This is a genomic window from Sphingomonas fucosidasi (assembly GCF_036663855.1).
Lineage (GTDB): Bacteria > Pseudomonadota > Alphaproteobacteria > Sphingomonadales > Sphingomonadaceae > Sphingomonas > Sphingomonas faeni_B.
Genome location: NZ_JAXOJR010000008.1, coordinates 106,503 through 132,428, shown reverse-complemented (window position 1 = coordinate 132,428; position 25,926 = coordinate 106,503). Strand labels below are relative to the sequence as shown.

The following is a 25,926-nucleotide window of genomic DNA, read 5'->3' as shown; positions in this document are numbered from 1 at the left end:
CCCTTATGTTATCCCGTGTCTTCATCGATCGCCCGATCTTCGCCTGGGTGCTCGCGATCATCGTGATGCTTGGCGGCATCGGTGCGATCATGGCGCTGCCGATCGCGCAATATCCCGACGTCGCGCCACCGCAGGTCTCGATCCGCGCCAGCTTCCCCGGTGCCAATGCGCAGACGATCCAGAACAGCGTCACGCAGGTCGTCGAGCAATCTTTGACCGGGATCGACGGGCTGATCTATTTCAGCTCGTCCTCGTCGTCGCGCGGCTCGGTGTCGATCACCGTGACGTTCGAAAAGGGCACCGATCCCGACATCGCGCAGGTCCAGGTCCAGAACCAGGTCCAGCAGACGATCTCCCGCCTGCCGCAACAGGTCCAGCAACAGGGCCTCGTCGTCCGCAAGTCGAATCCGGACAACCTCCTGATCGTCGGCGTCTATGACGAGACCGACAAGCTGACCAACCAGGACGTGTCCGACTATCTCGTCTCGAACCTGCAGGATCCGCTCGGCCGCATTCCCGGCATCGGCGACAGCAACGTGTTCGGCGCGCAGTATGCGATGCGGATCTGGCTGAATCCGAACAAGCTCGCCAGCTTCCAGCTGATCCCGAGCGACGTGACGACCGCGATCCAGGCGCAGAACACCGAGGTCGCCGCCGGCGAACTCGGCGGCCAGCCGCAGCCCGATACGCAGATGCTCAACGCGACCGTCACCGCGCAGTCGCGTCTCCAGACGCCCGAGCAGTTCGCCAACATCATCCTGAAGACCACCAACGACGGCGCCACCGTGAAGCTGCGCGACGTCGCCCGGATCGAGCTGGGTGCCGAGAACTACAATGCGCGCAGCCGCATCAACGCGCATCCCGGCGCCGGTATCGCTGTACTGCTCGCGCCCGGCGCCGATGCGCTAAAGACCGCAGAGCTGGTCAAGGCCTATGTCGACGACGCGTCCAAGAGCTTTCCGCCCGGCCTGAAATACGCCTATGCCAACGACACGACGAACTTCATCAAGCTGTCGATCGACGAGGTCGTTGAGACGCTGATCGAGGCGGTCATCCTCGTCGTCATCGTGATGTTCGTGTTCCTGCAAAGCTGGCGCGCGACGCTGATCCCGACGATCGCCGTGCCGGTCGTGCTGCTCGGCACCTTCGGCGTGTTCTATCTCGCCGGCTTCTCGATCAACACGCTCACGCTGTTCGGGCTCGTGCTCGCGATCGGGCTTCTCGTGGATGACGCGATCGTCGTAGTCGAGAACGTCGAACGCCTGATGGAAGAGAATCCCGAGATGACGCCTCGGGAGGCGACGATCGAGTCGATGAACGAGATCACCGTCGCACTGGTCGCGATCGCGCTGGTGCTGTCGGCGGTGTTCCTGCCGATGGCGTTCTTCGGCGGCTCGACCGGCGTGATCTACCGCCAGTTCTCGCTGACGATGGTGTCGGCGATGGTGCTGTCGGTGCTGGTCGCATTGATCCTCTCCCCCGCGCTCACCGCGACTCTGCTCAAGCAGAAGAAGAAGGACGCGGAGGGCAACCACGAGAAGAGCTGGGGCGAACGCAAATTTCCGAAGGTGTCGCATTTCTTCACGCGCGCCGGCGACAAGTTCAATTCGACGTTCGAGAAGGGCACGCAGAAATATACCCGTGGCGTGCAGTCGGTGATCGACCGGAAATGGCTGTTCCTGCTGATCTACGCGGGGACCGTGGCCTTGCTGGCGGTGCTGTTCCTGCGCCTGCCGACGGGCTTCCTGCCGACCGAGGACCAGGGCACCGGGATCGTCCAGTTCCAGCTTCCCGCCGGTGCCACGCAAGGCCGCACCTTCGCGCTGCAGAAGCAGATCGAGCAATATTACCTGACCAACGAGAAGGCGAACGTCGGCACGATGTTCACCGTCAGCGGCGGCGGCGGCGGCGGCGCGAGCGGCCAGAACACCGGCCAGGGCTTCATCTCGTTCGCGCCCTGGGACAAGCGCGAGGGCAAGGAAAACACCGCCGACGCGATCACCGGTCGCGCCTCGCAGGCATTTGCCGGCTTCCGCGACGCACAGGTCTATTCGCTCGTGCCGCCCGCGATCCGCGGTCTCGGTTCGTCGAACGGGTTCACGATGCAGCTGCAGAACAGCGGCAGCCTCTCACAGGTCCAATTCAACGCCGCGCGCGACAAGTTGCTCGCGCTCGCCCGCGCCGATCCGTCGCTCACCGCGATCCGCCTCACCGAACTGCCCGACGTCGCAACCCTGCGCGTCGATGCCGACCAGCAGAAGCTTTCGGCGCTTGGGCTGACGCAGGCGAACGTGAATTCGACGCTGTCGACCGCCTGGGGTGGGCAATATGTGAACGACTTCATCGACCGTGGTCGCGTCAAGCGCGTCTATGTGCAGGGCGACGCGCAGTTCCGTGCGCAGCCGTCCGATCTCAGCCAGTGGTTCGTGCGCGGGTCGAACGGCCAGATGGCGCCGTTCTCGTCGTTCGCGAAGACCAGCTGGGGCCAGGCGCCGACGACGCTATCGCGCTTCAACGGCATCGCGTCCTATGAAATCCAGGGGTCGGGCGCGCCCGGCGTCAGTTCGGGCGACGCGATGACGAAGATCGCCGAACTCGCCGGCAAGATCCCCGGTACCTCGGTCGCCTGGTCGGGTCTGTCCTATCAGGAGCGGCTGTCCTCGGGTCAGGCGCCGATCCTCTACGGCCTGTCGCTGCTCGTCGTCTTCCTGTGCCTAGCCGCGCTCTACGAGAGCTGGACGATCCCGATCGCGGTGCTGCTCGTGATCCCGCTCGGCCTGGTCGGCGCGATCCTCGCGGTGACGCTGCGTGGCCTCATCAACGACGTCTATCTGCAGATCGGCCTGCTCACGACGATGGGTCTGGCTGCCAAGAACGCGATCCTGATGATCGAGTTCGCCGAGCAGGAGGAAAAGAAGGGCAAGCGCGTCATCGAGGCGGCGATGTCCGCGGCGAAGATCCGTCTTCGCCCGATCCTGATGACGTCGTTCGCGTTCATCCTCGGCGTGTTGCCGTTGGCGCTGTCGACCGGTGCGGGTGCCAACAGCCGCATCGCGATCGGCACCGCGGTGGTCGGCGGCATGCTGACCGCGACGATCCTCGCGATCTTCTACATCCCGTTGTTCTTCGTCCTCGTCCGCCGCGGCGCGCGCGACGGCATCGCCAAGCTGCGTGGGCGCCCAACCGGTCATCAGGGTGGTCATCACGATACGGATGGCGATCACAACGAACCTTTGGGCCCGCCCGAACCCCAAGGCCCTCGCCGGCCGGAGCCCGCATGATGCGCTCGCTAGTCCTGATCCTCGCCGCCTCCACCGCGCTCGCCGGTTGCTCGCTCGCGCCCAAATACGCGCGGACCGAACTGCCGGTGCCGCCGTCGCTTCCGGTCGGCGACGCGTACCTCCGCCAGACCGAGGCGACGCTGCCGGCAATCACCTACCGCGACGTGTTCCGCGATCCGCGGCTCCAGCAGATCATCGTCCAAGCCTTGGCGAACAACCGCGATCTCCGCGTCGCCGCCGCCAACATCGCCGCGACCCGCGCGCAATACCGCATCCAGCGTGCCGACCTGTTGCCGCAGATCGATGCCAGCGGCCGCTACACCTATTCGGGCGGCGGAAACGGCACGCGCAATACCGTGACGAGTGGCACGGGTGGCAACACCGGCACGGGTACCGGCGGCACGGGTACGGGCACCGGTGGGACCGGCACAGGCACGGGCGGCGTCGGAACGGGCACCGGCTCGACCGGATCGGTCGTCAGTTCGTCCAGCTCGAACAGTGCCTTTTCGGTCGATCTCGGCACCACCGCGTTCGAACTCGATCTGTTCGGCCGCATCCGCTCCCTCACCGGCGCCGCGCTCGATCGCTATTTCTCGACCGAAGCCGCCGCGCGCGCGACCCGCCTGACCCTGGTCGGCGACATCGCGGACGCGTGGCTCACCTATGCCTCCGACCAGAGCCTGCTCAAGATCGCGCAGGATACTGTCGCCAGTTCGCAGCGCAGCGTCACGCTGACCAACGCGCGGCTGCGCGGTGGCGTCGCGCCGCGCACCGATCTCAGACAGGCGCAGCAAATTCTGTTCACCGCGCAGTCCGACCTCGCGCAGCAACGCACCGCGCTCGCGCAGGACGTGAACGCACTGCAATTGCTCGTCGGTGCGCCGGTCGACGCCGCGCTTCTGCCCGAGTCGATCGAGCAGGCGCTGCCGACCGTCGCCACGCTGCCGGCAGGGCTCGACAGCAGCATCCTCCTGCGGCGGCCAGACGTCGTGCAATCGGAGTATGAACTGCGCGCCACCAATGCCGAGATCGGCGCAGCGCGCGCGGAACTGTTCCCGCGGATCTCGCTGACCGGAATCCTCGGGTTCGCGAGCACGTCGCTGACCTCGCTGTTCAGCGGCGGCGCGTTCAACTATTCGGTCGCGCCCTCGGTCAGCTACCCGATCTTCCGCGCCGGTGCCGGGATCGCCGGGGTCGCCTATTCGAAGGCCCAGCGCGACGCCGCGCTCGCCACTTACGAGAAGACGATCCAGACCGCGTTCCAGGAAACCGCCGACGCGCTTGCGCGCCAAGGTACGATCGCCGACCAGCTGAAGGCGAACCAGAACTTCTCGGCCGCGGCGCAGGACACGTACCGCCTCACCGATGCGCGCTACCGCGGCGGGATCGACACGTTCCTGAGCTCGCTCGACGCGCAACGCTCGCTCTACACCGCGCAGCGCAATCTGGTCGCCACGCAGCTGGTCGGCGCGAGCAACCGCGTGACGCTGTACCGCGTGCTGGGCGGGGACTCGACGCTAGAAGCGACCGCAAACGGGCCGCAACCGGTGACGCAGAGCGGCGCGCCGCGCGCGGAGACGGACTGAACGCGCCCAACCCGTCATCCCAGCAAAAGCTGGGATCTCCCGGTTAGGCGGGCGCCGCGACCCAAGCGGGATACCCCAGCTTTCGCTGGGGTGACGAATGGAGGCGGGCGCGGCCCAACTAAGACCAACGCCGGACGACACTCGCTCCCTTGTTCTCCCGCGAAGGCGAGCGCGGGGTTGTGCATGCTCCGCATGCACAAGGATCGTCCGGGGGACGATCCGACCCCGCACTCCCAGTCTGGGTCCCCGCCTTCGCGGGGAAACAAGATGGGCTGGTTCGACATTTCTCCATAGCCCTCACCCCGGCGAAGGCCGGGGCCCAGTTGGGGAACGTTGCTGACGACGGACAACGATCCGTTACCGCGACCTTTCCAACTGGGCCCCGGCCTCCGCGGGGGTGGTGGCTTAAGACAGGCACCCCGCCGCCCGCCTCTGCGCCTCGACCCGCACCTCCAGCCACTGCGCCAACTCAGCCTCCGCATCCGCAAGCGCCCGGTGATCCGGCACGCGCCCGTTCCGCCGCTGCGACACCTCGCCGACCACCTCCCGCGCCAGCGCCTCCCGCACCGCCGCCGGTTCGACGCCCGAGAGACACGCCAGCGCCATCTCCAACTGCGCCGCGTCCGTATCGCGCAGCCACAACACCCGCTTCGGCTGCCCGCCCGCGCGCAACAGCGTGCTCAGCCATTTCCCATCCCAGGACGGCGCGCTGGCCAGCAGGTCATGCCCCGCCAGCACCTCGACCATCCGCGCAGCAACGAGCCGGTGGTCCTCGCCCTCCTCCTCCAAAACCCGCCGCTCGATCCGGTGGATCGCCTGCGCCGCCGGATCCCAGTCGGTCCACTCGGGCGCAGGCTTGATCAGATGGCTTTCCGACGCACCATCCTCGAACACCCACGCCACCTCGATCGGGTAACTCTTCTTACCCAGCGATGACGCTTCGAAATCGAGGAAGGCGAGCATGCCGCTCAGCCGGTCGGGCTGGCGGCGTGGACGAGCTTGGGCTCCTTGGTCGGCGACAGCGTCTGCTCCTGCTCCGCCGAAATCCGCCGCGAGCGCACGAACGGCGGCAGCGTTACCGGGCCACGCGTCTTCAGCGCCTCCAGCACGCCCTCGATCACACGCAGATCGGCCAGCCCCTCCTCGGCATCGGGCTCGGGGTCGCGATCCTCGAGGATGCAGTCGGAGAAATAGCGCATCTCGCCGCCGAACTGGTCGGTCGGCTTGAAGCTCTCATGGCTCTTCTTCTCGCCGATCGTCACGCGCTGTTCCATCGCGTCGCCGAAGCCGTAGGCCGGGTCCATGTGGATGCTGCCCTCGGTGCCCGAGATCGTCAGGCTGTCGATGTTGTTGGCCGCATAGGAGACGGTGAACTGCGCGAGCCGGTTGCCGGGAAACCGCAACGTCACCGCGAACGTGTCGTCGAGATCGCCAAGCCCCAATTCGGGATGCCGCGTGGCGATGGCCGAGACCACTTCGGTCGGCTCCGCCCCGAACAGATAGCGGGTCGCGTTGATCGGATACGGACCCATGTCGAACAGCGGCCCGGCCTGCACGCCGTTCTTCACGCGGTGATTGGCCGGATCGACCTTCTGCGTAAAGCACGAGGTGAACGCGATCAGCTCGCCCAGTTCGCCGCTGCGAATCCGCCGGATCGCGTCGAGCGTCGACGGCTCGAAATGCAGCCGGTACGCGGTCATCAGCTTGGCCGACGATGCGCGCTCGGCATCGCGGATCGCCTCGGCCTTCTCGACCGAAATCTCGAGCGGCTTTTCGGACAGCACGTGGATGCCCGCCTTCAGCGCGGGGATCGCGAACTCGGCATGCCGCCAGTTCGGCGTCCCGAGATACACCGCATCGATCAGCCCGGAGGCGAGAAGTTCGTCGAACTGGTCATAGCGATAGGTCGCCTCGACGCCGTACGTCTTGCCCAGTTCGCGCGCCTTGACCGGATCGTCGGTGACCAGCGCGGTGATCTCGGAATTGCCGGTATGCGCGACGCCCGGCATCATCGATGCCTGCGAGATGTCGCCAAGTCCGACAATCGCGTAGCGGACCTTCTTCTTGCCCAGTCCGAGGGCGGAGGTGATGTTGGAAACGACGCTCATGGGGAATGCCTCGCAAAAGGGGTTCGGACCCTCAACGCGACAGCACGCATAGCTATCCCCAGAACCAAACTTCCTGTTTACGCTTAAAAAACCACTTCGGGTCGATTGGTGGACGGCCGGGCATCACGACCGCGTTCGCTCCAACCATGGGGCCTGCGTCGCCGCACATGCCCGGATCGTCTCGAATCCGCAGGATACTCCCGATGTACGCGCCGCTTCCCACCGCCGATCGCCGTGCGCAGAGCCGCCCGCACGGCCTTGCACTGCGCGGACTGTTCGGGCTGAGCGAGGACGACCGCGATCAGGTGACCGATCTGTTCGTGCTGAAGCTCGCGCAGGTCGCCGCGGTCTGGCCGTTCACGCTGGCGATCCAGGGCATCGCGTGTGCGTTGCTGATCGGCCTCGCCGCATTCGGCGCTAACGATACGCAGGTCAGCCTCATCGGGACCGCCGCGCAGTGCGCGATCCTCCTGGCGGCCTCGCTGTCGATCTTCGCGACCGTCCGCTTGCCGGCGCTCGTTGCGCTCGCGCCGTACAAGCGCAACCGGATCGTGACGCTCTGCGCGGCGGCGATGGCGGCTATGCTGACCGCGCTGCTGTGGGTCATCACGTCGGCGCCCGATGGTCCGATCCGGTTCACCGACGCGGTCGCGGTGGCGGGGACGATCGGCATCACCGCGGTCAGCCTCCACCCGGTCCGCGCCGCGTCGCTCGGCTTCGGCGGCGGGCTGGTGCTGACGCTGGCGGTCCTCGCCGGGCCTGGCATCCCGGTGGCGATCGCCTTGCTGTTCCTCGGCTGCCTGATCGCAGCGACGCTGCGCCTCGCACGGATCGACCACGCGCGCGAACTCGATCGCGCGGCGGCCTCGAACGCGGGCTGCGTCGCGGTCAAGATGATCGCGGAGTTCGAGCAGCACGGCGCCGGCTGGTTCTGGGAAGCCGACCGCCAGGGCCGCGTGACCTATCTCTCGGCCAAGGTCGCGCGCGATCTCGTCCCCTCCGGCAGCGCGATCGGCCAGTCGCTGACCGACCTGTTCCAGATGGACAGCGACACGCCCGGCACCGAGCGCACGCTCGCCTTCCACATCTCGTCGCGGACGTCGTTCTCGGACTATTCCGTCTGCGCCGCGGCCTCCGGCAGCGACCGCTGGTGGTCGATCTCGGGTCGCCCGGTGGTCGACGACCTCGGCCGGTTCCAGGGGTTCATCGGCTCGGGCAGCGACCTGACCGAACAGCGCAAGTCTGAGGCGGAGATCACCCGGCTGGCGCTGTTCGACGGCCTCACCGGGCTCGCCAACCGCCAGCGGATGCGGATCTCGCTCGAAAAAACGCTCGCGCAGAACACCGGGCCGTACCGCGCGACCTCGCTGTTCCTGATGGACCTCGACCGGTTCAAGGCGGTCAACGATACGCTCGGTCACCAGGCCGGCGATGCGTTGTTGAAGCAGGTCGCGCAACGGCTGCAGCGCGGAGTCGGCGGCACCGGGCTGGTCGGGCGGCTCGGCGGCGACGAGTTCAAGGTCGTGCTGCCGGGTATCGACAATCGCGATACGCTCGCCGATCTCGCGCGCGAGCTGATCGCGTCGCTGTCGCAGCCGTATTTCATCAGCGGCACCGCGGTCACGATCGGCTGTTCGATCGGCATCGCCATCGCGCCCGACGACGGCGAAGATTCCGAGACGTTGGTCCGCAACGCCGATCTCGCGCTGTATGCCGCCAAGGGCGACGGCCGCGGCGTCCACCGGTTCTTCGCCGACGAGATGCTGGCCGGCGCGCGGACGCGCAAGCTGCTCGAGGACGACCTGCGCGTCGCCGTGTCGGAGGGCGCGTTCCACCTCTGCTACCAGCCGGTCGTCAGCACGGACTCGGTGCGGATCGTCGGCTACGAGGCGCTGATCCGCTGGAACCACCCGACGCGAGGGCTGGTCTCGCCCGCCGACTTCATCCCGGTGGCCGAGGAATGCGGGCTGATCGAGGCAATCGGCGAATGGGTCCTGCGTACCGCGTGCAGCGAGGCGGCACGCTGGCCCGACACGATCCGCGTTGCGGTCAACGTCTCGCCGATCCAGTTCGCCAACCCGGTCCTCCCCGCGCTCGTCACCAGCGCGCTGGCCCAGTCGGGGATCGCCCCCGGCCGGCTCGAACTCGAGATCACCGAGGGCGTTTTCCTCGACGAGACGCGCTCGTCCGAACAGATGTTCAGGGCGCTCAAGGGCGTCGGCGTCCGCCTCGCACTCGACGACTTCGGCACCGGCTATTCGTCGCTCGGCTATCTACGCAACGCGCCGTTCGACAAGATCAAGATCGACCAGTCGTTCGTGAAGGGCGCCGCCGAACCCGGCAACCGCAACGCCGCGATCATCAAGGCGATCGTCACGCTCGCCGACACGCTCGGCATGGAGACGACCGCCGAGGGGGTCGAGGTGCAGGACGAGATCGACCTGTTGCGCGATCTCGGCTGCAGCCACATCCAGGGCTATGTCTATGGTCGCCCGGTCCGCGCGGAAGAGGCGCTGCGGCAATTGGGCCTCGAGAACGGTGCGGCGACCGCGAGCGGCTTCAAGGTTAGCCGCGCCCGCCGCCACAAGATGCTGCGCTCCGCCCGCATCCTGCTCGACGGCATCCACGGCGACGTCCGGATCCGCGACATCTCGACCTCGGGCGCGATGCTCGACGGCCTGAAGTTCGACGGCAACCCCGACGGCATCGAGATCCAGATCGAACTCCTCGAAAACCAGATGACCCCCGCCCGGGTCCGCTGGGCGCGCGGCGGCAAGGCGGGGATCGAGTTCGACGAGGCGTTCAATCTGGAACGGTTGAACCCCGGCCAGGCAGCTCGCATCCGCCGGGTGGGGTGACGGAGGGGCGTCAGGTTAGCCTCTTTCCCGTCACCCCAGTTTCTCCCGTCACTCCAGCGGAAGCTGGGGTCTCGTGCGGCAAGCTCACGCGCGACAACCGGAAGACCCCAGCTTTCGCTTTTGTGACGAACTTTGTTGGGTGACGAATCGTCGACGGCAGCGGGCCGCGGTGAGAGAGCAGGTCGCAAACCCCACCAACCACCCCGGCGAAGGCCGGGGCCCAATTGGAAAGGTCGAAGTAAACGCGCGCAGCATACGCCAATGCACCGCCCCCACTTGGGCCCCGGCCTCCGCCGGGGTGGTAGCTAGCCCGGGTGGTAGCTAGCCCGGGTGGGAGATGCCCGGGTGCTGGACAACCCGAATTGGCACATAGGGACGCACTCACGCCCCCCCGCTCGGAACCAACCGCCCCCCGATACCGTCTCTCTCCCATGCCCCAGCGCACCCCCATCAAGGCCCTCGCCTTCGACGTATTCGGCACCGTGGTCGATTGGCGCTCCGGGATAGCCCGCGACGCCGCACCCGTTCTCGCGCGGCTCGGTCGCAGCGATATCGACCCGCATGCCTTCGCCGATGGCTGGCGCAGACGCTATCAGCCCGCGCTGGAGGAAGTTCGCAGCGGACGGCGGCCGTTCGTGATCCTCGACACGCTCCACCGCGAGGCGCTCGAAGACCTGCTCCGCCACCATGCCATCGATCCCGCCACGCTCGACGAAGCCACGATCGTCGACCTTACCCACGCCTGGCACCGGCTCGACCCATGGCCGGATTCCGTCGAAGGCCTCACCCGCCTCAAGGCCCGCTATCCGGTCGTCACGCTCAGCAACGGCAACATCGCGCTGATGCTCGACATGGCCCGCCGCGCGCACCTACCCTGGGACGCGATCCTCGGCGCCGAAGTCAGCCGCGTCTACAAGCCGCTCCCCGAATCCTACCGCGCCACCGCGCGCATGCTCGCGGTCGACCCTGCCGAACTCTGCCTCGTCGCCGCGCATCACAGCGACCTCGCCGCCGCCCGCGCCGCCGGCTTGCAGACCGCCTATGTCGATCGCCCGCTGGAATATGGCGGCCGCCCCGCACCCGACGCCAACGACGCGCAGGACTGGGAGTTCAGCGTCGACAGCCTGACCCGACTTGCCGACGAGCTGTGCCGATGACCCGCCGACCCGTGGCGGCCAGAGTCGTGCGACCGATGGATTATCGTGGGCCGAGCCGGTATCGACCCGACATCGGAGTATACTCCGGTCCGGTGTGCGACCCGGCAGGACTCTGAGATGACAACAGACGCGAAGACCCCGGCGGGACAGCCGACCGCCGCAGCCGACTTCCTCACCGGTGGCGGCGATATGGCGACGATGATCCGCGTGCACGACTGGTCGTCGTCGCCGCTCGGCCCGATCGAGCAATGGCCGCAATCGCTGCGGTCGATCGTGTCGCTCATGCTCGCCTCGGAATTCGCGATGTGCGTCGCCTGGGGCCCCGAACTCGGCTTCCTCTACAACGATCACTACGCGCGGATTCTCTACGACAAGCACCCCGCCGCGCTGGGCGGTCGGCTCGATGTCATATGGTCGGAACTCTGGTCGGACATCGGCCCGCTGGTCGATCGCGCTCTCGCCGGCAAGGCGTCGTTCTTCGAAAACCTGCCGCTGGTCACCAATCGCAAGGGCTATGACGAGCAGACCTGGTTCACCTTCTCCTATTCGCCGGTGCGCGACGAGAGCGGCGCGGTCGCCGGCATGTTCTGCTCGACCTACGAAAGTACCGAGCGGGTCCTGATCGAACGCGCGCTCCGCGACGAGCGCGAGCGGATGGGCCAGATGTTTGCGCAGGCACCGACCTTCATGGCGATGCTGCGCGGGCCCGAGCACCGCTTCGAACTGACCAATCCGGGCTATGACAAGCTGGTCGGCCACCGTTTCATGCTCGGCCGCACCGTCGCCGAGGCCCTGCCCGATGCGGTCGAACAGGGTTTTCTCGAATTGCTCGACCATGTCTACGCAACCGGCGAGCCGTTCACCGCGTCCGGCATGCTCTATGCGGTACAGGCAGCGCCCGGCGGCCCGGTCGACGATCGCTATCTCGATTTCGTCTACCAGCCGATCCGCGACGCGAACGGGGCGGTCGTCGGAATCTTCGTCGAGGGCGCCGACGTCACCGACCGCAAGATGCTGGAGCGCGACCTGCAGGCGCTCAACGCCGACCTCGAACAGCGCGTCCGCGATCGCACGCAGGAACTGGTCGAGGCGCAGGAGGCGCTCCGTCAGGCGCAGAAGATGGAGGCGGTCGGCCAGCTCACGGGCGGCATCGCGCACGACTTCAACAATCTGCTGCAAGGCATCACCGGCAGCCTCGAGATCGTCCAGCGCCGCGTCGCGCAGGGGCGGGTCGGCGAGCTCGACCGCTTCATCACCGGCGCGACCACCGCCGCCAACCGCGCGGCCTCGCTCACCCACCGCCTGCTCGCCTTCTCGCGCCGCCAGCCGCTCGATCCGCGTCCGGTGAAGGCCAACCCGCTGGTCGCGTCGCTGGAGGATCTGCTCCGCCGCACGATCGGCGAACGGATAGAGTTCGAGATGGTGCTTGGTGCCGGCCTGTGGACGACGCTGTGCGATCCCAACCAGCTCGAAAACTCGTTGCTCAATCTCGTCATCAACGCGCGCGACGCGATGCCGCATGGTGGCAAGCTGACGATCGAGACGTGCAACGCGCATCTCGACGATCACTTCGCCACCAGCCAGCGCGACGTGCGCCCCGGCCATTATGTCTGCATCTGCGTGTCCGACACCGGCACCGGCATGTCCGCCGACACCATATCGAAGGCGTTCGAACCGTTCTTCACTACCAAGCCGATCGGCCAGGGCACCGGGCTCGGCCTGTCGATGATCTACGGTTTCGCGCGCCAGTCGGAGGGCTATGCGAAGATCTACAGCGAAGTCGGCCAGGGCACGACGGTCAAGCTGTACCTCCCCCGCCATTACGGTGAAGCGGAGCAGGACGAGCCGCTTCCCGGCCTGACACAGGACCACGTTACCGACGCGGGCGAGATCGTGCTGGTCGTGGAGGACGATGCCGTCGTCCGGTCGCTGATCGTCGAGGTGCTGGGCGAACTCGGCTATCAGGCGGTCGAGGCGCATGACGGCCCGACCGGCCTCGAACGGTTGCGGACGATGGAGCGGATCGACCTGCTCGTCACCGATATCGGCCTGCCGGGGTTGAACGGCCGCCAGGTCGCCGACGCCGGCCGCGCGATGCGTCCCGGACTCCGCGTGCTGTTCATGACCGGCTACGCGGAAAACGCGGCGCTCGCAGCGGGCTTCCTGGAGCCGGGCATGTCGATGGTCACCAAGCCTTTCGCGATGGAGGCCCTCGCGACTCAGATCCGGACGATCATCGAGGGATAGGGGTAGGAAGCCGCCCTCTCCCTCCGTCACCCCCGGCGAAGCCGTGGCTGAGTGAAACGCCACCCAAACTTCGACCCTCCCCCGCCAGGGGGAGGTGGCGCCTTTAGGCGACGGAGGGGGAGGACACGGAACGAAGGTGGCGCTTACCTCCCCCTCCGTCTGGCGAGTGCCAGCCACCTCCCCCTGGCGGGGGAGGATCGTTAGGGACTTACCCCATATCAAGCGCCCCGCCCTCGCTCACAACGGAAGCAACATTTGCCACTTCGACCACCGAAATAATTTTTCGTTCCCGCCTCGTTCCCTTGCACATCGCGAACCCCGCAGAAGTCCACGCGTCGCGAATCCCCGCTCGCCCAGCCCCGCGACGAACGCGACGAACCGAGCCCCCGACCACCCCCGCACCCCCTTGCGTCTCTTCGCGCTTTGGCACAATCTCTTGGGGTTGCGTTCAGGGGCGGACCCAATCGCTGGTAGAACAACCCTCGCATAGCCATATGCGATATGACCGTAAGCGCGCCTTCCACCGCCGCGATGGTCACTTTTTGTTCTCCCGTTTGAGCCCGTCCGATGGTAGCATGGCGACAGGCGACCGATTCGAACGAATACAGAACACTAGGAGCGGTTTCGATGGATTTCAGAGACAGCAGCCGGGATAGCGACATGACCACAGATACGATCGAACAGACCACTGCCACCATCGAAGCCGAGGCTCCGAAGGCGCCGCGCCAGGCGCAGGACAGCCATTCCGTGCGCGCGCAGATCTACCCGGTCGAGGTCGATCACAGCCGCGACGCGCTCCTCACCGAATTCGGCAAGGACACGCTCAAGGATCGCTATCTGCTCCCGGGCGAGAGCTACCAGGACCTGTTCGTCCGCGTCGCGTCGGCCTACGCCGACGACGCCGGCCACGCGCAGCGGCTGTACGACGCGATCTCGAAGCTCTGGTTCATGCCCGCCACCCCCGTTCTCTCGAACGGCGGCACCGGGCGCGGCCTGCCGATCTCGTGCTACCTCAACTCGGTCCCCGACAGCCTCGGCGGCATCGTCGACACCTGGAACGAGAATGTCTGGCTCGCCTCGCGCGGCGGCGGCATCGGCACCTATTGGGGCAACGTCCGCGGCATCGGCGAGCCGGTCGGCCTCAACGGCAAGACCAGCGGCATCATCCCGTTCGTCCGCGTCATGGATTCGCTGACGCTTGCGATCAGCCAGGGCTCGCTGCGCCGTGGCTCGGCGGCCGTGTATCTCGACGTCTCGCACCCCGAGATCGAGGAATTCCTCGAAATCCGCAAACCCTCGGGCGATTTCAACCGCAAGGCGCTGAACCTCCACCACGGCGTGCTGATCACCGACGACTTCATGGAAGCCGTCCGCAACGGTGACGAATGGCATCTCCGCTCGCCGAAGGACCAGGCGATCCGCGCCACCGTCGACGCGCGCTCGCTGTTCCAGAAGCTCGTCGAGACCCGCCTCCAGACCGGCGAGCCGTACATCGTCTTCGCCGATCACGTGAACAAGGCGATGCCCAAGCATCACCGCGAGCTCGGCCTCAAGGTCTCGACCTCGAACCTGTGCTCGGAGATCACGCTGCCGACCGGCAAGGATCACCTCGGCAACGAGCGGACCGCGGTCTGCTGCCTGTCGTCGCTGAACCTCGAGACGTGGGATCAGTGGAAGGACGAGAAGGGCCTGATCGAGGACGTCATGCGCTTCCTCGACAACGTACTGCAGGACTACATCGACCGCCACGAACCCGGCATGGAACGCGCCGCCTATTCGGCAGGCCGCGAGCGCTCGGTCGGACTCGGTGTGATGGGCTTCCACAGCTTCCTCCAGGCGCGCGGCATCCCGTTCGAGGGCGCGATGGCGAAGTCGTGGAACCTGCGCATGTTCAAGCACATCAGCAGCCAGGCCAACGAAGCCTCGATGCAGCTCGCGATCGAGCGTGGCCCCTGCCCCGACGCGGCTGATGTCGGCGCGATGGAGCGGTTCAGCTGCAAGATGGCGATCGCCCCGACCGCGTCGATCTCGATCATCTGCGGCGGCACCAGCGCGTGCATCGAGCCGATCCCGGCGAACATCTACACGCACAAGACGCTGTCGGGCAGCTTCTCGATCAAGAACCCGTATCTTGAAAAGATGCTGAGCGAGAAGTCGAAGAACTCGGACGCGGTCTGGAACTCGATCCTCGAACAGGGCGGCTCGGTCCAGCATCTCGACTTCCTCTCGACCGAGGAAAAGGACTGCTACAAGACGTCGTTCGAGATCGACCAGCGCTGGCTGCTCGAGCTAGCGGCGGATCGCACGCCGTACATCGACCAGGCGCAGTCGCTGAACCTGTTCATCCCGGCGGACGTCGAGAAGTGGGACCTGCTGATGCTCCACTTCCGCGCGTGGGAGCTCGGCATCAAGTCGCTCTATTACCTCCGCTCGAAATCGGTCCAGCGCGCGGGCTTTGCCGGCGGGGTCGAGGCCGACAACACCATCGACCTGCGCCAGATCGACGTCGAGTCGAAGGATTACGATGAGTGCCTTGCCTGCCAGTAAGGCGCCCCGGCGCTCAAGCGTGACCCTGGCCCGTGAAACACGGACCGGGGGGCGCCTGACGCAAAAAACCCCGGCCCGCGCGAAGCGGACCGGGGTTCGGGCAGTCTCGACGGCGCGTACGACACGCGCCGCTAAGAGTTCAGGCCTCTTCTTCGAACGTCACCGCCACGTCGGCGTTGGCGGAAAGCCGGACCTTGCCGTCCTCGATATCCGCAACCAGCCCGAGCGAGATGAAGTGATGATGCCCTTCATGGCGACCCTTGCCCTCGACGACTTGCGCGCCGGAATCCTTCTTGGTCAGCTTGATGCGGTTGCCTTCGACCTTGTCGACGGTGCCGACATGGACGCCGTCCGCGCCGATGACTTCGGCATGTTCCTGGATCTGGGTTGCATCGACCATGGTCGTTCTCCTGTTGTGGGTTCCCCGATACGGGGCTCGGCATCTCAACGCACGTCATGCGAGTTCGCCGCATGACATATGGTTCAGCTATCATGTTCGTGGTCGCGGGCGTGCTCGGAATCGTCGGCACCGCGATGCTGCTCCGTCTGCGCAGCCCCAGCGTCACCGAGCAACAGACCTACGCGTTCCGCATGATCGGCATCATGCTCACCTCGGGCGCGATCGTCCTCGCCATGTCCGCCGCCGCGATGTGGCAATGGAGCACCGAGACATGAAACGCGCGACCTGATCCAACCAGTTTCCAGATTTAAAACCAATTCCCCGAAAGGCTTACCCCATGTCCCTCCTTCACGCCTCCAAGCAGTACAAGCCGTTCGAATACCCCTGGGCGTTCGAGTTCTGGAAGCGCCAGCAGCAGCTCCACTGGCTCCCCGAGGAAGTGCCCCTGGGCGAGGATTGCCGCGACTGGGCGCAGAAGCTCAGCGATCACGAGCGCAACCTGCTCACGCAGATCTTCCGCTTCTTCACGCAGGCCGACGTCGAGGTGCAGGATTGCTACCACGAGAAGTATGGCCGCGTGTTCAAGCCGACCGAGATCAAGATGATGCTGACCTCGTTCAGCAACATGGAGACGGTCCACATCGCCGCCTACAGCCATCTGCTCGACACCATCGGCATGCCCGAGAGCGAGTATGGCGCCTTCCTCGAATATGCCGAGATGAAGGAAAAGCATGACTACATGCAGCAGTTCACCGTCGACAACGACGAGGATATCGCGCGCACGCTCGCCATGTTCGGCGGCTTCACCGAGGGCGTCCAGCTGTTCGCGTCGTTCGCGATGCTGATGAACTTCCCGCGCTTCAACAAGATGAAGGGCATGGGCCAGATCGTCACGTGGTCGATCCGCGACGAGAGCCTCCACTGCGAGGGCATCATCAAGATGTTCCACACCTTCTGTCAGGAGCGCCAGTGCCTGACCAAGGCGGTCAAGGACGACATCGCCGACGTCTGCCAGACGACGATCCGCCTCGAGGACAATTTCATCGACCTCGCCTTCGAGATGGGCCCGGTCAACGGCATGACCCCCAAGGAGATCAAGAAGTACATCCGCTTCATCGCCGACTGGCGCATGACTCAGCTCGGCCTGAAGCCGATCTACATGATCGACGAGCACCCGCTGCCGTGGCTTGCGCCGATGCTCAACGGCGTCGAGCACGCCAACTTCTTCGAACAGCGCGCCACGGAGTATTCGAAGGCCGCAACGAAGGGCCAGTGGAACGACGTCTGGGACTCGTTCGACAAGCGCCAGACCGCGAAGAAGGGGCCTGCTGCGAACGTGGACCTGAGCGAAGTTCGGGATATGTTCAGTGACTCAGTGGCGGCGGAGTGAATACCATGAAGGTACTCTCATTCTACAATCACAAAGGCGGTGTGTCTAAGACGACCACGACCTTTAACCTTGCTCATAAGTTGAGGGATCGTGGCCATCGGGTTTTGGTTGTGGATGAGGACCCTCAATGCAACATGACCGAATTGATGCTTGCTCAACGAATAACAGAGCTCGACGAGGCATCCGAGAAAATTGGAGTAGAGCAAGAGCTGCCCGGAAGCACCTTATTGCAGGCGCTCAAACCTAGAATTGAAGGCACCACTTCAGAAATTGATATTGATAAGGTTGATCTTATCGAGGCAAAAGATCGTTTGTTTTTGCTTCGTGGCGATGTTGGGCTGAGCGATATTGAGGACGCGTTATCTGAATCCCACAGCCAGCGTTTCTCTGATAAGATTCACGAAAAACGAACCTATGTTGCAATCGGTGATTTCTTTGTCAGAATTTCTGCCCAAAGAGGTATCGATTACATTCTGATTGATGTGGGACCAAGTTCCGGCGCTATCACTCGCGCGTGTTTCTTAGCATGCGACGGTTTTTTGTGCCGACAGTGCCTGACAGATTTAATGTTCAAGCATTAGGTACGCTATCCTCTATTTTTGATAGATGGCTTAAAGAACATGCCCAAGTATATGATGATTTTAGCACTCTAGGCCTACCAATACGCATCGGAAAACCTCGATTCCTGGGAATGATCGTTCAGAACTTCAAGAAGCTCAGTGGAGAGCCTAAAAAAGGTTATAAGTTCTGGATCGACAAACTACCCGTTCGTTTTTTTGATAAGTTGCGGCCTGTACTAATTAAGCATTCCTCGCAGCAGCGAGATTTAAGCTCAGGGTATAACGCCGAAAGCTGCATTGTCGCCAGCATACCGGATTTTGTAAGCCTCGCCCCGCTAATGCAGGAACTGGGAAAACCAGTTTTTGGAATAGAGCAGAAGGACTCTAAGGCTATTGGCCCTCAGTGGCAAGGAAACGTGTGGCAGGATAAAGTCGCTAGAATGAAGGAATTCAGCAATGAATTCGATCACCTTGCTGAAATAGTGGAGTCCATGAAAGATGGATCTTGAGTACTATTATGTAGCTTTTATCGACATACTTGGCTTCGCGGAAATGGTACGAAGCGATTGCCATTCAGGAAATTCTGGCCCGGTCTTTTTGCCCCGCATCAGAGAAGCGTTGACAGAAACCCGGGAAATGCTTCCGCCTGGTGAATTTAGAGCAATACAATTCTCTGACTCTATAATCCTTTCTCGAAAGTTCTCTGCTGACAAAGAGATATTTAAGCAATTTCTCGAATTTGTCTCATCATTGCAAATTACGCTTTTTAAAAAGCAGATTTTATGCCGTGGGGGCATAGCTCACGGAAAGCATACCGAAGAAAACGATATTTTATTCAGTCAGGCACTTGTCGAGGCTTATCGAATTGAGTCTAGTATCGCTCAAAATCCAAGAGTTTTGCTATCCGCCGATCTCTTGGAGCTATTCAAGACCGACGAACTCCCAATCGTAACTGATCGAGATGGATATTCCTTTGTTAATTATCTACGTGGCGCTGGAGAAGCTCTAGTCCAAGAGGCGCTTACTCGCATTGAGAACCAGCCGGCGCCGACGTCAAGCGTTGCCGCAAAAGTACGCTGGTTGTCGGATTATTGCATAACGATTTACCCAAACGTGGAGTCGACATCCACATTGGGAATGGTTTGCCACTAGTTTCCTAATTTAATCGCCGACACGGGGTCTGGGTAGAGGTTTGGTCGACCTCCATAATAGCCAGCGCTTGACTGCGTCGTGGCTGATCAACCGCTCGTTGCGCACATCCGCGTCTGCGCGAGCGTCGGCCTCAGCCCCCACAGCCGGATCGCTCGTATCAAACGGGGGATTCTCGCGGACCATCCGTTGGAGAATATACCTCGAGGGAGATCACCATAAGAAGCACCTCACGCCCTCTAACACCAAGGCGAGCGCTTGCCGCCGCCATAGTGGCGCGCGAGGCCGTGGCGGACCAGGACCACGCCCAGCGACTCCCCGTCGCGTTCGACGATGCGGAGTTTTCGGCCGTAGCGGTCGAAGTCGCGCTTGATCGGGACCAGTTTGAAGGGGCCGGCATTCAACATCGCCTGCATCTTCAGCGTCGCGGCCTTGCCCAGGCGGGCTTCGTGCGCGCAGCGGGGCGGGTGGGTTTCGGGGGTGTCGATGTCGGCGATGCGGATCTTGGTGCCCGCCATCCAGAACGTGTCGCCGTCGACCATGCAGTCGATCCGCTTGGCATGGCCGCAGATCGTGAAGCGTGCCGATACGGGCTTGCCGCCCGACAGCGCGGATGCGGCAGCGGCGGCGGTCGACGCCGTGCTGGCGATACCCGCTGCGGTGGCGAGCGTGCCGGTAGCGGCGGTCGCGCCACCGGCGTTGGCCGAAGCGCTGGCGGCCGCCGCAGCGGACGACGCCTCCGCCTTGGCACCATCCTCGGCCCCGCCCCAGCCGCCGGGCACGCGGAAATGCCCGGCGGGCCAGGCGATGCCGAACCCGGTCGGCCATTCGATCTTCAATCCGGGCGGCACCAGCGCCGACCAGTCGATCTGGGGGATCACCGGCATCATCAGCCCGAGCAGCACGCCGTAGAACACCAGACGTAGTTGCAGCAGGACTCCGGGCGCTGGACGGCGCGCCGCCCCACCGCGGCGCGCGGCGCCGGCGCGATCGCCGCCCAGCAACCGCATGAAATCAAACACATACTCCATCGTCCCCCGCGCGTACGCGCGCGCGCGAGGATGTCACCCTCGCCAGCCTCAGCGTTGCGGCGAGCGGAGTCGTAAACGAGGCGAACGCATCGTGAACATCTCTCACCCGACGCAAGCCGGCCAAGGACGATTCCGCGCTGCCGACCCGATGCCGATGTTCGCCAGGTGCCGGATGGGGTTGCCGACCGTGAGACGCGGTAAACTTTCCGTCCCGAAACCTCAGGTGCGCCCACCGGGGGGCCGTCAAACCGGTCGGTTAGTCTGCAAAAAGCCGGCCAGATGCCGAACTATCTGCCCACCCTCTGATATGCCAATCCAACGCGCGCGAGCCAGCTAGCAGGTCGATGCCGGGCAGTACCGGCCGGATACGGCGAACTCGTTGTCCTGCATGCGTCGGTCAGGCCCGGATCGGCCCGCGGCACCGCTCCCGCACATCCCGGCCGACGCGGTGCCGAAAATCGCACCCGTCATCGATCCCGCCGCAAGCACCGCCATGCTCGCAGTCCCATGTTCGGGGCACCATGCTCGGGGACCCATGCCCGGAACCGTGCGAGCCCCATACTTCCGACACGGCACCCACTCGACACGCCGCGAACGCCAGACGCACGAAGGGCGGGAAATGGCCCTAGCCACTCCCCGCCCCCGTTACGCGTCCAGCTTATACCTCTTGCGAGGCAAGGGCTTAGAAGTGCGTGATGATGCCGAGCATCGGACGGAAGCTCTGCGCGTCGCCGAAGGTGTTGACCTCGGCGCGGATGCGGAAGCCTGCGTTGCCGGTGATGCCCTTCAGGCCGATGCTCTGCGGACCGACTTCTGCGCCGATGCCGTAGGTGATCGCGCTGTAGTCACGACCGGTGTCGCCACCGTTGGTCGACCGTGCCGAGAACTTGTCGAAGTTCACCCACTGGTAGCCGACCTTGCCGTAGATCAGGCCGCTGTCGCCAGCGCGGAAGCCGAAACGGCCTGCTGCGCCATATTCCCAATCAATGTTGCCTTCGATGCCCTTGATGACGTTGCCTTCAGCGCCGACGAAAACCGGGCCGAGCGGCACGTTCACGCCGAGGACGCCCTGGACCAGCGAGCCCGACGGACGATAGTTGTTACGCAGCGTGTTGTCGGCGTTCAGCGCCTGCGGGATGCCGTGGCCGCGCTCGTTGTCGAACTGCTCCCAACCGCCCATGACGCCGAAGTACGGCTCGATGCCGAATGCCTTCGAGCCGTCCGGAGCCGCTGCCTCGCCGGGCTGCGCGCTGTTGTCGACGGGGGCCGGTGCCGACATGTCCTGCGCGAAGGCGGGAACTGCGACCGTTGCAGCGGCGAGGGCGATTGCCAGGGAAAGCTTACGCATGTGAATTTGACCTTATACCGTGTGTTGCGTGGATCCCCGACTGCACGGTGCGTCGGTTTGGTCCAGGCATGTCGAAACAGGTCGGCGGGCACATGGTTGCACAAAAAATGTCACATTCAGGGAACTGTTCCCAGGTGTTGCGTTACAGCAACGGTTCCTGTCAGTTGGATGAACGAACCATGTCAATAACGGCGCTCAAGCTGCCAAAATACAGCGGAAAAGTGGCAAAAAGCAGCGGGGACGCATGTTAAGCCTGTCCGTTCACGGAACAGCGAAATCCTGTGTGCAGTGCAGCATAAATGGGGTTTTCGCATCTTTTCCGCAGCCGCTGGGCAGCGCTGCTCTGGTCCGCAGGGATCCTGTGGACTGCCTATGACGCCGCGGCCGATGCTCCGGGACCGCCGACGTAAAGCACCACCGGGAATGGCCGCCGCGCAACCGGCCGATGCAACGGGTGCAGCCTTCGACGCCCGCGATCTCGCCGTGTTGGCGAACGCAGGCGGATAGCGACGCGCCCACCCTGAGCGCGTCGCGTACGGGTCAGGGCTTCAGCGCGACGTCGTCGGCATCGTCCAGGTCTTCGTCGTCGTCGATGCTGCCATCGTCGAGTTCGTCCTGGACGTCGTCTTCGTCCATGTCGTCCTCGTCCATCGTGACGGAGGCGTCGGTCTCGCCGACCTCTTCGGAGTCCATCTTGGTATCGTCGATCGACTCGTCGTCCGTGTCGTCTTCGCCCAGATCGGGTTCGAGGTCGGTCAGGATGATGCCGTCGCTCGGCCCGTTGCGCGTGGCCTCGAGGATCTCGGCGCGCTGGCTCTCGTCATAGCCCTCTTCGTCATAACCGTCGTCGCCCGAACCGGCACTCGGCACCTGATGTCCGCCCATGGTCACACTCCCTCGTTCCAGGACGCCCGCGTGTTGCGAGCCTACGGGATGCGAACGGTGGACGTGCGCGGTGGTTCCTTCAAGCGCGCTTGGGCGCGGTGGATGCAGGCCGGAACAAGCGACCCCGCTCGGTGACCAGGATCGCCAGCAACGCCGCCAACCCTGCGCCGAGGAACCCCGCGACCAGCGGCACGGTCGTGCCGTCGAACGCCTGCCCGATCAGCGCGCCGATCACCGCGCCGACGGTCACGCTCAGGAACCCCTGCACGCTCGACGCGGTGCCGGCGATCCGCCCCATATTCTCCATCGCCATCGCCGAGAAGTTCGACGTGGCGAGGCCGAAACAGCCGAGCGTCAGCGCCTGGAATACCGCGAAACTGACCAGCGTCTCGAACCCGATCTGAATCGCGAACAGGTGGACCAGCGATACCAGGATCAGCAGCGACAGCGCGCCGTGGCTGATCAGCCGAGTCCCCAGCCGCATCACGATCCGCGAGTTGAGCAGGTTGCACGCCGCCATCGTCACCGACGTCGTCGCGAAGATCAGCGCGAGCAGCGTCGGCTTGTGGAACACGTCCGCCATGATCTGCTGGATCGAATTGAGATAGCCGTACAGCGACCCCAGCAGCGCCGTCGACGCGAGCGTGTAGCCCAGCGAATTGCGGTCGACGAGCGTCTGCCGCCAGTCGCTCAAGATCCGCCCGGGCGTGATCGGCAGGACGTTTTCCGGCGCCAGCGTCTCCGGCATCCGCACATAGAACCAGACAAGCACGCCCAGCGTCAGCACCGCGACCGTCCAGAAGATCGTCCGCCAGTCCCCGAACTGGAGCACCGCCCAGCCGAACGTCGGCGCCAGGATCGGCACGATCATGAAGACCATGAACGCGATCGACATGACCCGCGCCATCGCCCGCCCGTGATAGCAGTCACGGACCAGCGCGATCGTCGCCACGCGCGCCGCTGCGATCACCGCGCCGCCGAATACCCGCGCCACCAGCAGCAGCGCAAAGCTCCCGGCGGTCGCGCACGCGACGTTTGCGATGACGTAGAGCACAAGCGACCAGAGCAGGACGGTCCGCCGCCCGAACCGATCCGCGAGCGGCCCGTGGACGAGCTGCGCGAGGCCGAAGCCGATCACGAACGCGGTCACCACGAACTGGCGGCTGTTCTCAGACGCGACGCCGAGCGAGTCGCCGATCGCCGGCAGCGCGGGCAGCATCGAGTCGATCCCGAGCGCGGTAAGCGACATCAGCGAGGCGACGAGCGCGACGAATTCGACGAAGCCGATCGGCGCGCCACGCATCGCCGGCGCGTCGGAGTGTTGGTCCTGGGTCTGCATGATGCCAGCGCGTTTACCCGCTCGGGCGGTCGCGCGAAACCCGCTAACCGGCGCGGTTCGGAGATGATTGCGCGATACGCCGATGCCTCCTATCTGTATTGTCATAACAATACACTTCGGAGGCATCCATGATCCGCCCGCTCTTTCTCGTTACCGTCGGTCTCGTCGGCATGCTCGCGCTAGCCGCCTGCGACCGCTCGAACGAGGGCGCGTCGGTGTCGATCAACGCCGATGGCGGCAACGTCCTCGGCGCGATCAACGGCGAGACCGGCGAGATGAAGATCGACGTTCCCGGCTTCCAGGGCTCGGTGAAGCTGCCGAAGATCAGGATCGACACCGGCAATTTCGATCTCAACGGCGTGCGGCTGTACCCGGGGTCGTCGATCAAGACGCTCAACATCGTCGGCGGCGACAAGGCCAGCGGGCTCCGCGTAGCCTTCGCCAGCCCCGCCACCCCGACGATCGTCCGCGACTGGTTCGCCGAGCGGCTCGGCAAGGTCGGCTACCAAGTCCATGCGGAAGGTGCGAACCTGATCGGCACGACCGACGAAAACAAACCCTTCCGCCTCGAACTCGCCCCCGACGGCACCGACAAGGCGACCGGCACGATCGTCATCAGCGGCTAACGCTCCCCTTCCGTCATGCCGGGCTTGTTCCGGCATCCACCGTTCCGCAAACCCGAAAGACGTGATGGCGCGGAACCGCGGACCCCGGAACAAGCCCGGGGTGACGGAGTGGCAGCCCTAGTATCCTTCCCCGCCAGGGGGAGGTGGCTGGCGCTTGCCAGACGGAGGGGGAGGCATGCGCAACGTGCGTTCCGTGTCCTCCCCCTCCGTCGCCTTTGGCGCCCCCCCCCTGGCGGGGGAGGATCGTTCAAAATGTAAACCAACCCTAACCCAGGCATTTGGCACCGCCTCCCCGACCCCCTATATCGGGTGCAACCCCAATCCGGACACGAACCCCATGCTCGACACCCCCGCCGCCCAGGTCCCGACGCTCAGCCTTGCAACCCAGGACACCGACCCCGACGGCTTCGCCGCCGCGTTTGGCGAATCGTTCGAGCGGTTCGGCTTCGCGATCGTCGCCGATCACGGCATTCCCGCCGACCTGATCGAGCGCGCCTGGGCCGAAACCAAGCTGTTGTTCGACCTCCCCGAGGACGAGAAGCGCGGCTATCACATTCCCGGCGGCGGCGGCGCGCGCGGCTACACGCCGTTCAAGACCGAGATCGCCAAGGATGCCAAGGTCGTCGACCTCAAGGAATTCTGGCACGTCGGCCGTGAGTTGCCCGAGGGTCATCGCTATGCGGACACGATGGCGCCGAACGTCTGGCCGACGCAGCCCGAGGGCTTCAAGCCGGTCTTCCTCGAACTGTTCGCCGCGTTCGACCGCGCGGGCGACAAGCTCCTGTCCGCGATCGCGCGCCACCTGAAGCTCAAGCCCGACTGGTTCGACCCGGCGGTGAAGGACGGCAACAGCATCCTCCGCCTGCTCCATTACCCCCCGATCCCCGCCGATGCGGAAGGCGTCCGCGCCGGGGCGCATGAGGACATCAACCTCATCACGCTGCTGCTCGGTGCCGAGGAAGCCGGCCTAGAACTGCTCGATCGCGCCAACGGCCGCTGGCTGTCGATCAAGCCGCCCGAGGGCGCGATGGTCGTCAACGTCGGCGACATGCTCCAGCGGCTGACCAACAACGCGCTGCCCTCGACCACGCACCGCGTCGTCAACCCGCCCCCCGAACGCCGCGGTCACTCGCGCTATTCGATGCCGTTCTTCCTGCATCCGGCGCCGGATTTCCTGATCGAGACGCTGCCGGGCACGATCACGCCGGACAACGCGAACCGCTATCCGAACCCGATCACCGCGCATGATTACCTGTACGAGCGCCTCGTCGAGATCGGCCTGATCAAGAAGTAAGGGGCGCGAACGATCCTCCCCCGCCAGGGGGAGGTGGCTGGCCCTTGCCAGACGGAGGGGGAGGTAAGGGGTAACCGATGTTCCGTAACCTCCCCCTCCGTCACCTTCGGTGCCACCTCC

The 25,926-nt window shown here is 64.7% G+C and carries 20 protein-coding genes; 13 read left to right on the top strand and 7 right to left on the bottom strand.

Annotation, left to right across the window (positions count from 1 at the left end):
- The first annotated feature begins 5 nt into the window (after positions 1-5).
- Together U1737_RS15445 and U1737_RS15440 are read left to right on the top strand one after the other, a co-directional pair.
- Positions 6-3,281: a multidrug efflux RND transporter permease subunit gene (locus U1737_RS15445; protein ID WP_332797371.1), complete on the top strand. Its 3,276-nt coding sequence runs from the start codon at positions 6-8 to the stop codon at positions 3,279-3,281.
- Entirely contained in the window at positions 3,278-4,867 is a 1,590-nt protein-coding gene (locus tag U1737_RS15440) for an efflux transporter outer membrane subunit (protein WP_332797370.1), read from the top strand. Before U1737_RS15445 ends, U1737_RS15440 begins: the two co-directional genes overlap by 4 nt.
- A gap of 405 nt (positions 4,868-5,272) precedes the next feature.
- Here the strand turns inward: U1737_RS15440 and U1737_RS15435 are convergent, their stop codons facing one another.
- Both U1737_RS15435 and U1737_RS15430 read right to left on the bottom strand, forming a co-directional pair.
- Positions 5,273-5,830 carry a transcriptional regulator gene (locus U1737_RS15435; RefSeq protein WP_332797369.1) on the bottom strand — a complete coding sequence of 186 codons (558 nt, stop codon included), beginning with the start codon at positions 5,828-5,830 and terminating at the stop codon, positions 5,273-5,275.
- Positions 5,831-5,835: 5 nt separating this feature from the next.
- Positions 5,836-6,975, bottom strand: coding sequence for a Gfo/Idh/MocA family protein (locus tag U1737_RS15430; protein ID WP_332797368.1), 1,140 nt, complete (start codon positions 6,973-6,975; stop codon positions 5,836-5,838).
- Between the two features lie 203 nt (positions 6,976-7,178).
- On the opposite strand from U1737_RS15430, the gene U1737_RS15425 reads away from it, so the two are divergent.
- The 4 genes from U1737_RS15425 (at position 7,179) to U1737_RS15410 (ending at position 15,784) form a co-directional block, all read left to right on the top strand.
- Positions 7,179-9,833, top strand: a complete 2,655-nt coding sequence (locus U1737_RS15425) for an EAL domain-containing protein (protein WP_332797367.1) — start codon at positions 7,179-7,181, stop codon at positions 9,831-9,833.
- Between the two features lie 431 nt (positions 9,834-10,264).
- The gene (locus tag U1737_RS15420; RefSeq protein ID WP_248523435.1) at positions 10,265-10,990 is read left to right on the top strand and encodes a haloacid dehalogenase type II; all 726 of its coding nucleotides are present in this window, start codon (positions 10,265-10,267) and stop codon (positions 10,988-10,990) included.
- Positions 10,991-11,107: 117 nt separating this feature from the next.
- Entirely contained in the window at positions 11,108-13,237 is a 2,130-nt protein-coding gene (locus U1737_RS15415; protein WP_332797366.1) for a hybrid sensor histidine kinase/response regulator, read from the top strand.
- 660 nt (positions 13,238-13,897) lie between these two features.
- Entirely contained in the window at positions 13,898-15,784 is a 1,887-nt protein-coding gene (locus U1737_RS15410; RefSeq protein WP_443027138.1) for a ribonucleoside-diphosphate reductase subunit alpha, read from the top strand.
- 139 nt (positions 15,785-15,923) lie between these two features.
- Here the strand turns inward: U1737_RS15410 and U1737_RS15405 are convergent, their stop codons facing one another.
- The gene (locus U1737_RS15405; RefSeq protein WP_187502156.1) at positions 15,924-16,184 is read right to left on the bottom strand and encodes a DUF2171 domain-containing protein; all 261 of its coding nucleotides are present in this window, start codon (positions 16,182-16,184) and stop codon (positions 15,924-15,926) included.
- A 71-nt stretch (positions 16,185-16,255) separates the two neighbouring features.
- Between U1737_RS15405 and U1737_RS15400 the strand changes: the two genes are divergently transcribed.
- The 5 genes from U1737_RS15400 to U1737_RS15380 all read left to right on the top strand — a co-directional run bounded on the left by U1737_RS15400 (position 16,256) and on the right by U1737_RS15380 (position 19,286).
- The gene (locus U1737_RS15400; protein ID WP_187502157.1) at positions 16,256-16,459 is read left to right on the top strand and encodes a hypothetical protein; all 204 of its coding nucleotides are present in this window, start codon (positions 16,256-16,258) and stop codon (positions 16,457-16,459) included.
- A 62-nt stretch (positions 16,460-16,521) separates the two neighbouring features.
- The gene (locus U1737_RS15395) at positions 16,522-17,574 is read left to right on the top strand and encodes a ribonucleotide-diphosphate reductase subunit beta (protein ID WP_056060836.1); all 1,053 of its coding nucleotides are present in this window, start codon (positions 16,522-16,524) and stop codon (positions 17,572-17,574) included.
- A gap of 5 nt (positions 17,575-17,579) precedes the next feature.
- Entirely contained in the window at positions 17,580-18,155 is a 576-nt protein-coding gene (locus U1737_RS15390) for a ParA family protein (RefSeq protein WP_332797364.1), read from the top strand.
- A 110-nt stretch (positions 18,156-18,265) separates the two neighbouring features.
- Positions 18,266-18,643, top strand: a complete 378-nt coding sequence (locus U1737_RS15385; RefSeq protein ID WP_332797363.1) for a hypothetical protein — start codon at positions 18,266-18,268, stop codon at positions 18,641-18,643.
- On the top strand, positions 18,633-19,286 hold the full coding sequence (locus U1737_RS15380; RefSeq protein ID WP_332797362.1) for a hypothetical protein: 654 nt from the start codon (positions 18,633-18,635) through the stop codon (positions 19,284-19,286). The genes U1737_RS15385 and U1737_RS15380 overlap by 11 nt, the downstream gene beginning before the upstream one ends.
- Before the next feature lie 236 nt (positions 19,287-19,522).
- On the opposite strand, the gene U1737_RS15375 is transcribed toward U1737_RS15380, so the two are convergent.
- The 4 genes from U1737_RS15375 to U1737_RS15360 form a co-directional block, all read right to left on the bottom strand.
- Entirely contained in the window at positions 19,523-20,305 is a 783-nt protein-coding gene (locus tag U1737_RS15375) for a thermonuclease family protein (protein ID WP_332797361.1), read from the bottom strand.
- Between the two features lie 691 nt (positions 20,306-20,996).
- The gene (locus U1737_RS15370; protein WP_332797360.1) at positions 20,997-21,662 is read right to left on the bottom strand and encodes an outer membrane protein; all 666 of its coding nucleotides are present in this window, start codon (positions 21,660-21,662) and stop codon (positions 20,997-20,999) included.
- Positions 21,663-22,202: 540 nt separating this feature from the next.
- Positions 22,203-22,547, bottom strand: coding sequence for a DNA primase (locus tag U1737_RS15365; RefSeq protein ID WP_332797359.1), 345 nt, complete (start codon positions 22,545-22,547; stop codon positions 22,203-22,205).
- Positions 22,548-22,626: 79 nt separating this feature from the next.
- Positions 22,627-23,886, bottom strand: coding sequence for a multidrug effflux MFS transporter (locus U1737_RS15360; protein WP_332797358.1), 1,260 nt, complete (start codon positions 23,884-23,886; stop codon positions 22,627-22,629).
- A gap of 128 nt (positions 23,887-24,014) precedes the next feature.
- Between U1737_RS15360 and U1737_RS15355 the strand changes: the two genes are divergently transcribed.
- Positions 24,015-24,512, top strand: coding sequence for a hypothetical protein (locus tag U1737_RS15355; protein ID WP_332797357.1), 498 nt, complete (start codon positions 24,015-24,017; stop codon positions 24,510-24,512).
- A gap of 337 nt (positions 24,513-24,849) precedes the next feature.
- Positions 24,850-25,806 carry an isopenicillin N synthase family dioxygenase gene (locus tag U1737_RS15350; RefSeq protein ID WP_248523454.1) on the top strand — a complete coding sequence of 319 codons (957 nt, stop codon included), beginning with the start codon at positions 24,850-24,852 and terminating at the stop codon, positions 25,804-25,806.
- Positions 25,807-25,926: the final 120 nt, after the last annotated feature.

What these genes read in the sequence shown, in the direction of transcription:
- U1737_RS15445 (WP_332797371.1), top strand. Translation starts at nt 6, where the DNA reads ATGTTATCCCGTGTCTTCATCGATCGCCCGATCTTCGCCTGGGTGCTC.
- U1737_RS15440 (WP_332797370.1), top strand. Translation starts at nt 3,278, where the DNA reads ATGATGCGCTCGCTAGTCCTGATCCTCGCCGCCTCCACCGCGCTCGCC.
- U1737_RS15435 (WP_332797369.1), bottom strand. Translation starts at nt 5,830, where the DNA reads ATGCTCGCCTTCCTCGATTTCGAAGCGTCATCGCTGGGTAAGAAGAGT.
- U1737_RS15430 (WP_332797368.1), bottom strand. Translation starts at nt 6,975, where the DNA reads ATGAGCGTCGTTTCCAACATCACCTCCGCCCTCGGACTGGGCAAGAAG.
- U1737_RS15425 (WP_332797367.1), top strand. Translation starts at nt 7,179, where the DNA reads ATGTACGCGCCGCTTCCCACCGCCGATCGCCGTGCGCAGAGCCGCCCG.
- U1737_RS15420 (WP_248523435.1), top strand. Translation starts at nt 10,265, where the DNA reads ATGCCCCAGCGCACCCCCATCAAGGCCCTCGCCTTCGACGTATTCGGC.
- U1737_RS15415 (WP_332797366.1), top strand. Translation starts at nt 11,108, where the DNA reads ATGACAACAGACGCGAAGACCCCGGCGGGACAGCCGACCGCCGCAGCC.
- U1737_RS15410 (WP_443027138.1), top strand. Translation starts at nt 13,898, where the DNA reads ATGACCACAGATACGATCGAACAGACCACTGCCACCATCGAAGCCGAG.
- U1737_RS15405 (WP_187502156.1), bottom strand. Translation starts at nt 16,184, where the DNA reads ATGGTCGATGCAACCCAGATCCAGGAACATGCCGAAGTCATCGGCGCG.
- U1737_RS15400 (WP_187502157.1), top strand. Translation starts at nt 16,256, where the DNA reads ATGACATATGGTTCAGCTATCATGTTCGTGGTCGCGGGCGTGCTCGGA.
- U1737_RS15395 (WP_056060836.1), top strand. Translation starts at nt 16,522, where the DNA reads ATGTCCCTCCTTCACGCCTCCAAGCAGTACAAGCCGTTCGAATACCCC.
- U1737_RS15390 (WP_332797364.1), top strand. Translation starts at nt 17,580, where the DNA reads ATGAAGGTACTCTCATTCTACAATCACAAAGGCGGTGTGTCTAAGACG.
- U1737_RS15385 (WP_332797363.1), top strand. Translation starts at nt 18,266, where the DNA reads ATGATCGTTCAGAACTTCAAGAAGCTCAGTGGAGAGCCTAAAAAAGGT.
- U1737_RS15380 (WP_332797362.1), top strand. Translation starts at nt 18,633, where the DNA reads ATGGATCTTGAGTACTATTATGTAGCTTTTATCGACATACTTGGCTTC.
- U1737_RS15370 (WP_332797360.1), bottom strand. Translation starts at nt 21,662, where the DNA reads ATGCGTAAGCTTTCCCTGGCAATCGCCCTCGCCGCTGCAACGGTCGCA.
- U1737_RS15365 (WP_332797359.1), bottom strand. Translation starts at nt 22,547, where the DNA reads ATGGGCGGACATCAGGTGCCGAGTGCCGGTTCGGGCGACGACGGTTAT.
- U1737_RS15360 (WP_332797358.1), bottom strand. Translation starts at nt 23,886, where the DNA reads ATGCAGACCCAGGACCAACACTCCGACGCGCCGGCGATGCGTGGCGCG.
- U1737_RS15355 (WP_332797357.1), top strand. Translation starts at nt 24,015, where the DNA reads ATGATCCGCCCGCTCTTTCTCGTTACCGTCGGTCTCGTCGGCATGCTC.
- U1737_RS15350 (WP_248523454.1), top strand. Translation starts at nt 24,850, where the DNA reads ATGCTCGACACCCCCGCCGCCCAGGTCCCGACGCTCAGCCTTGCAACC.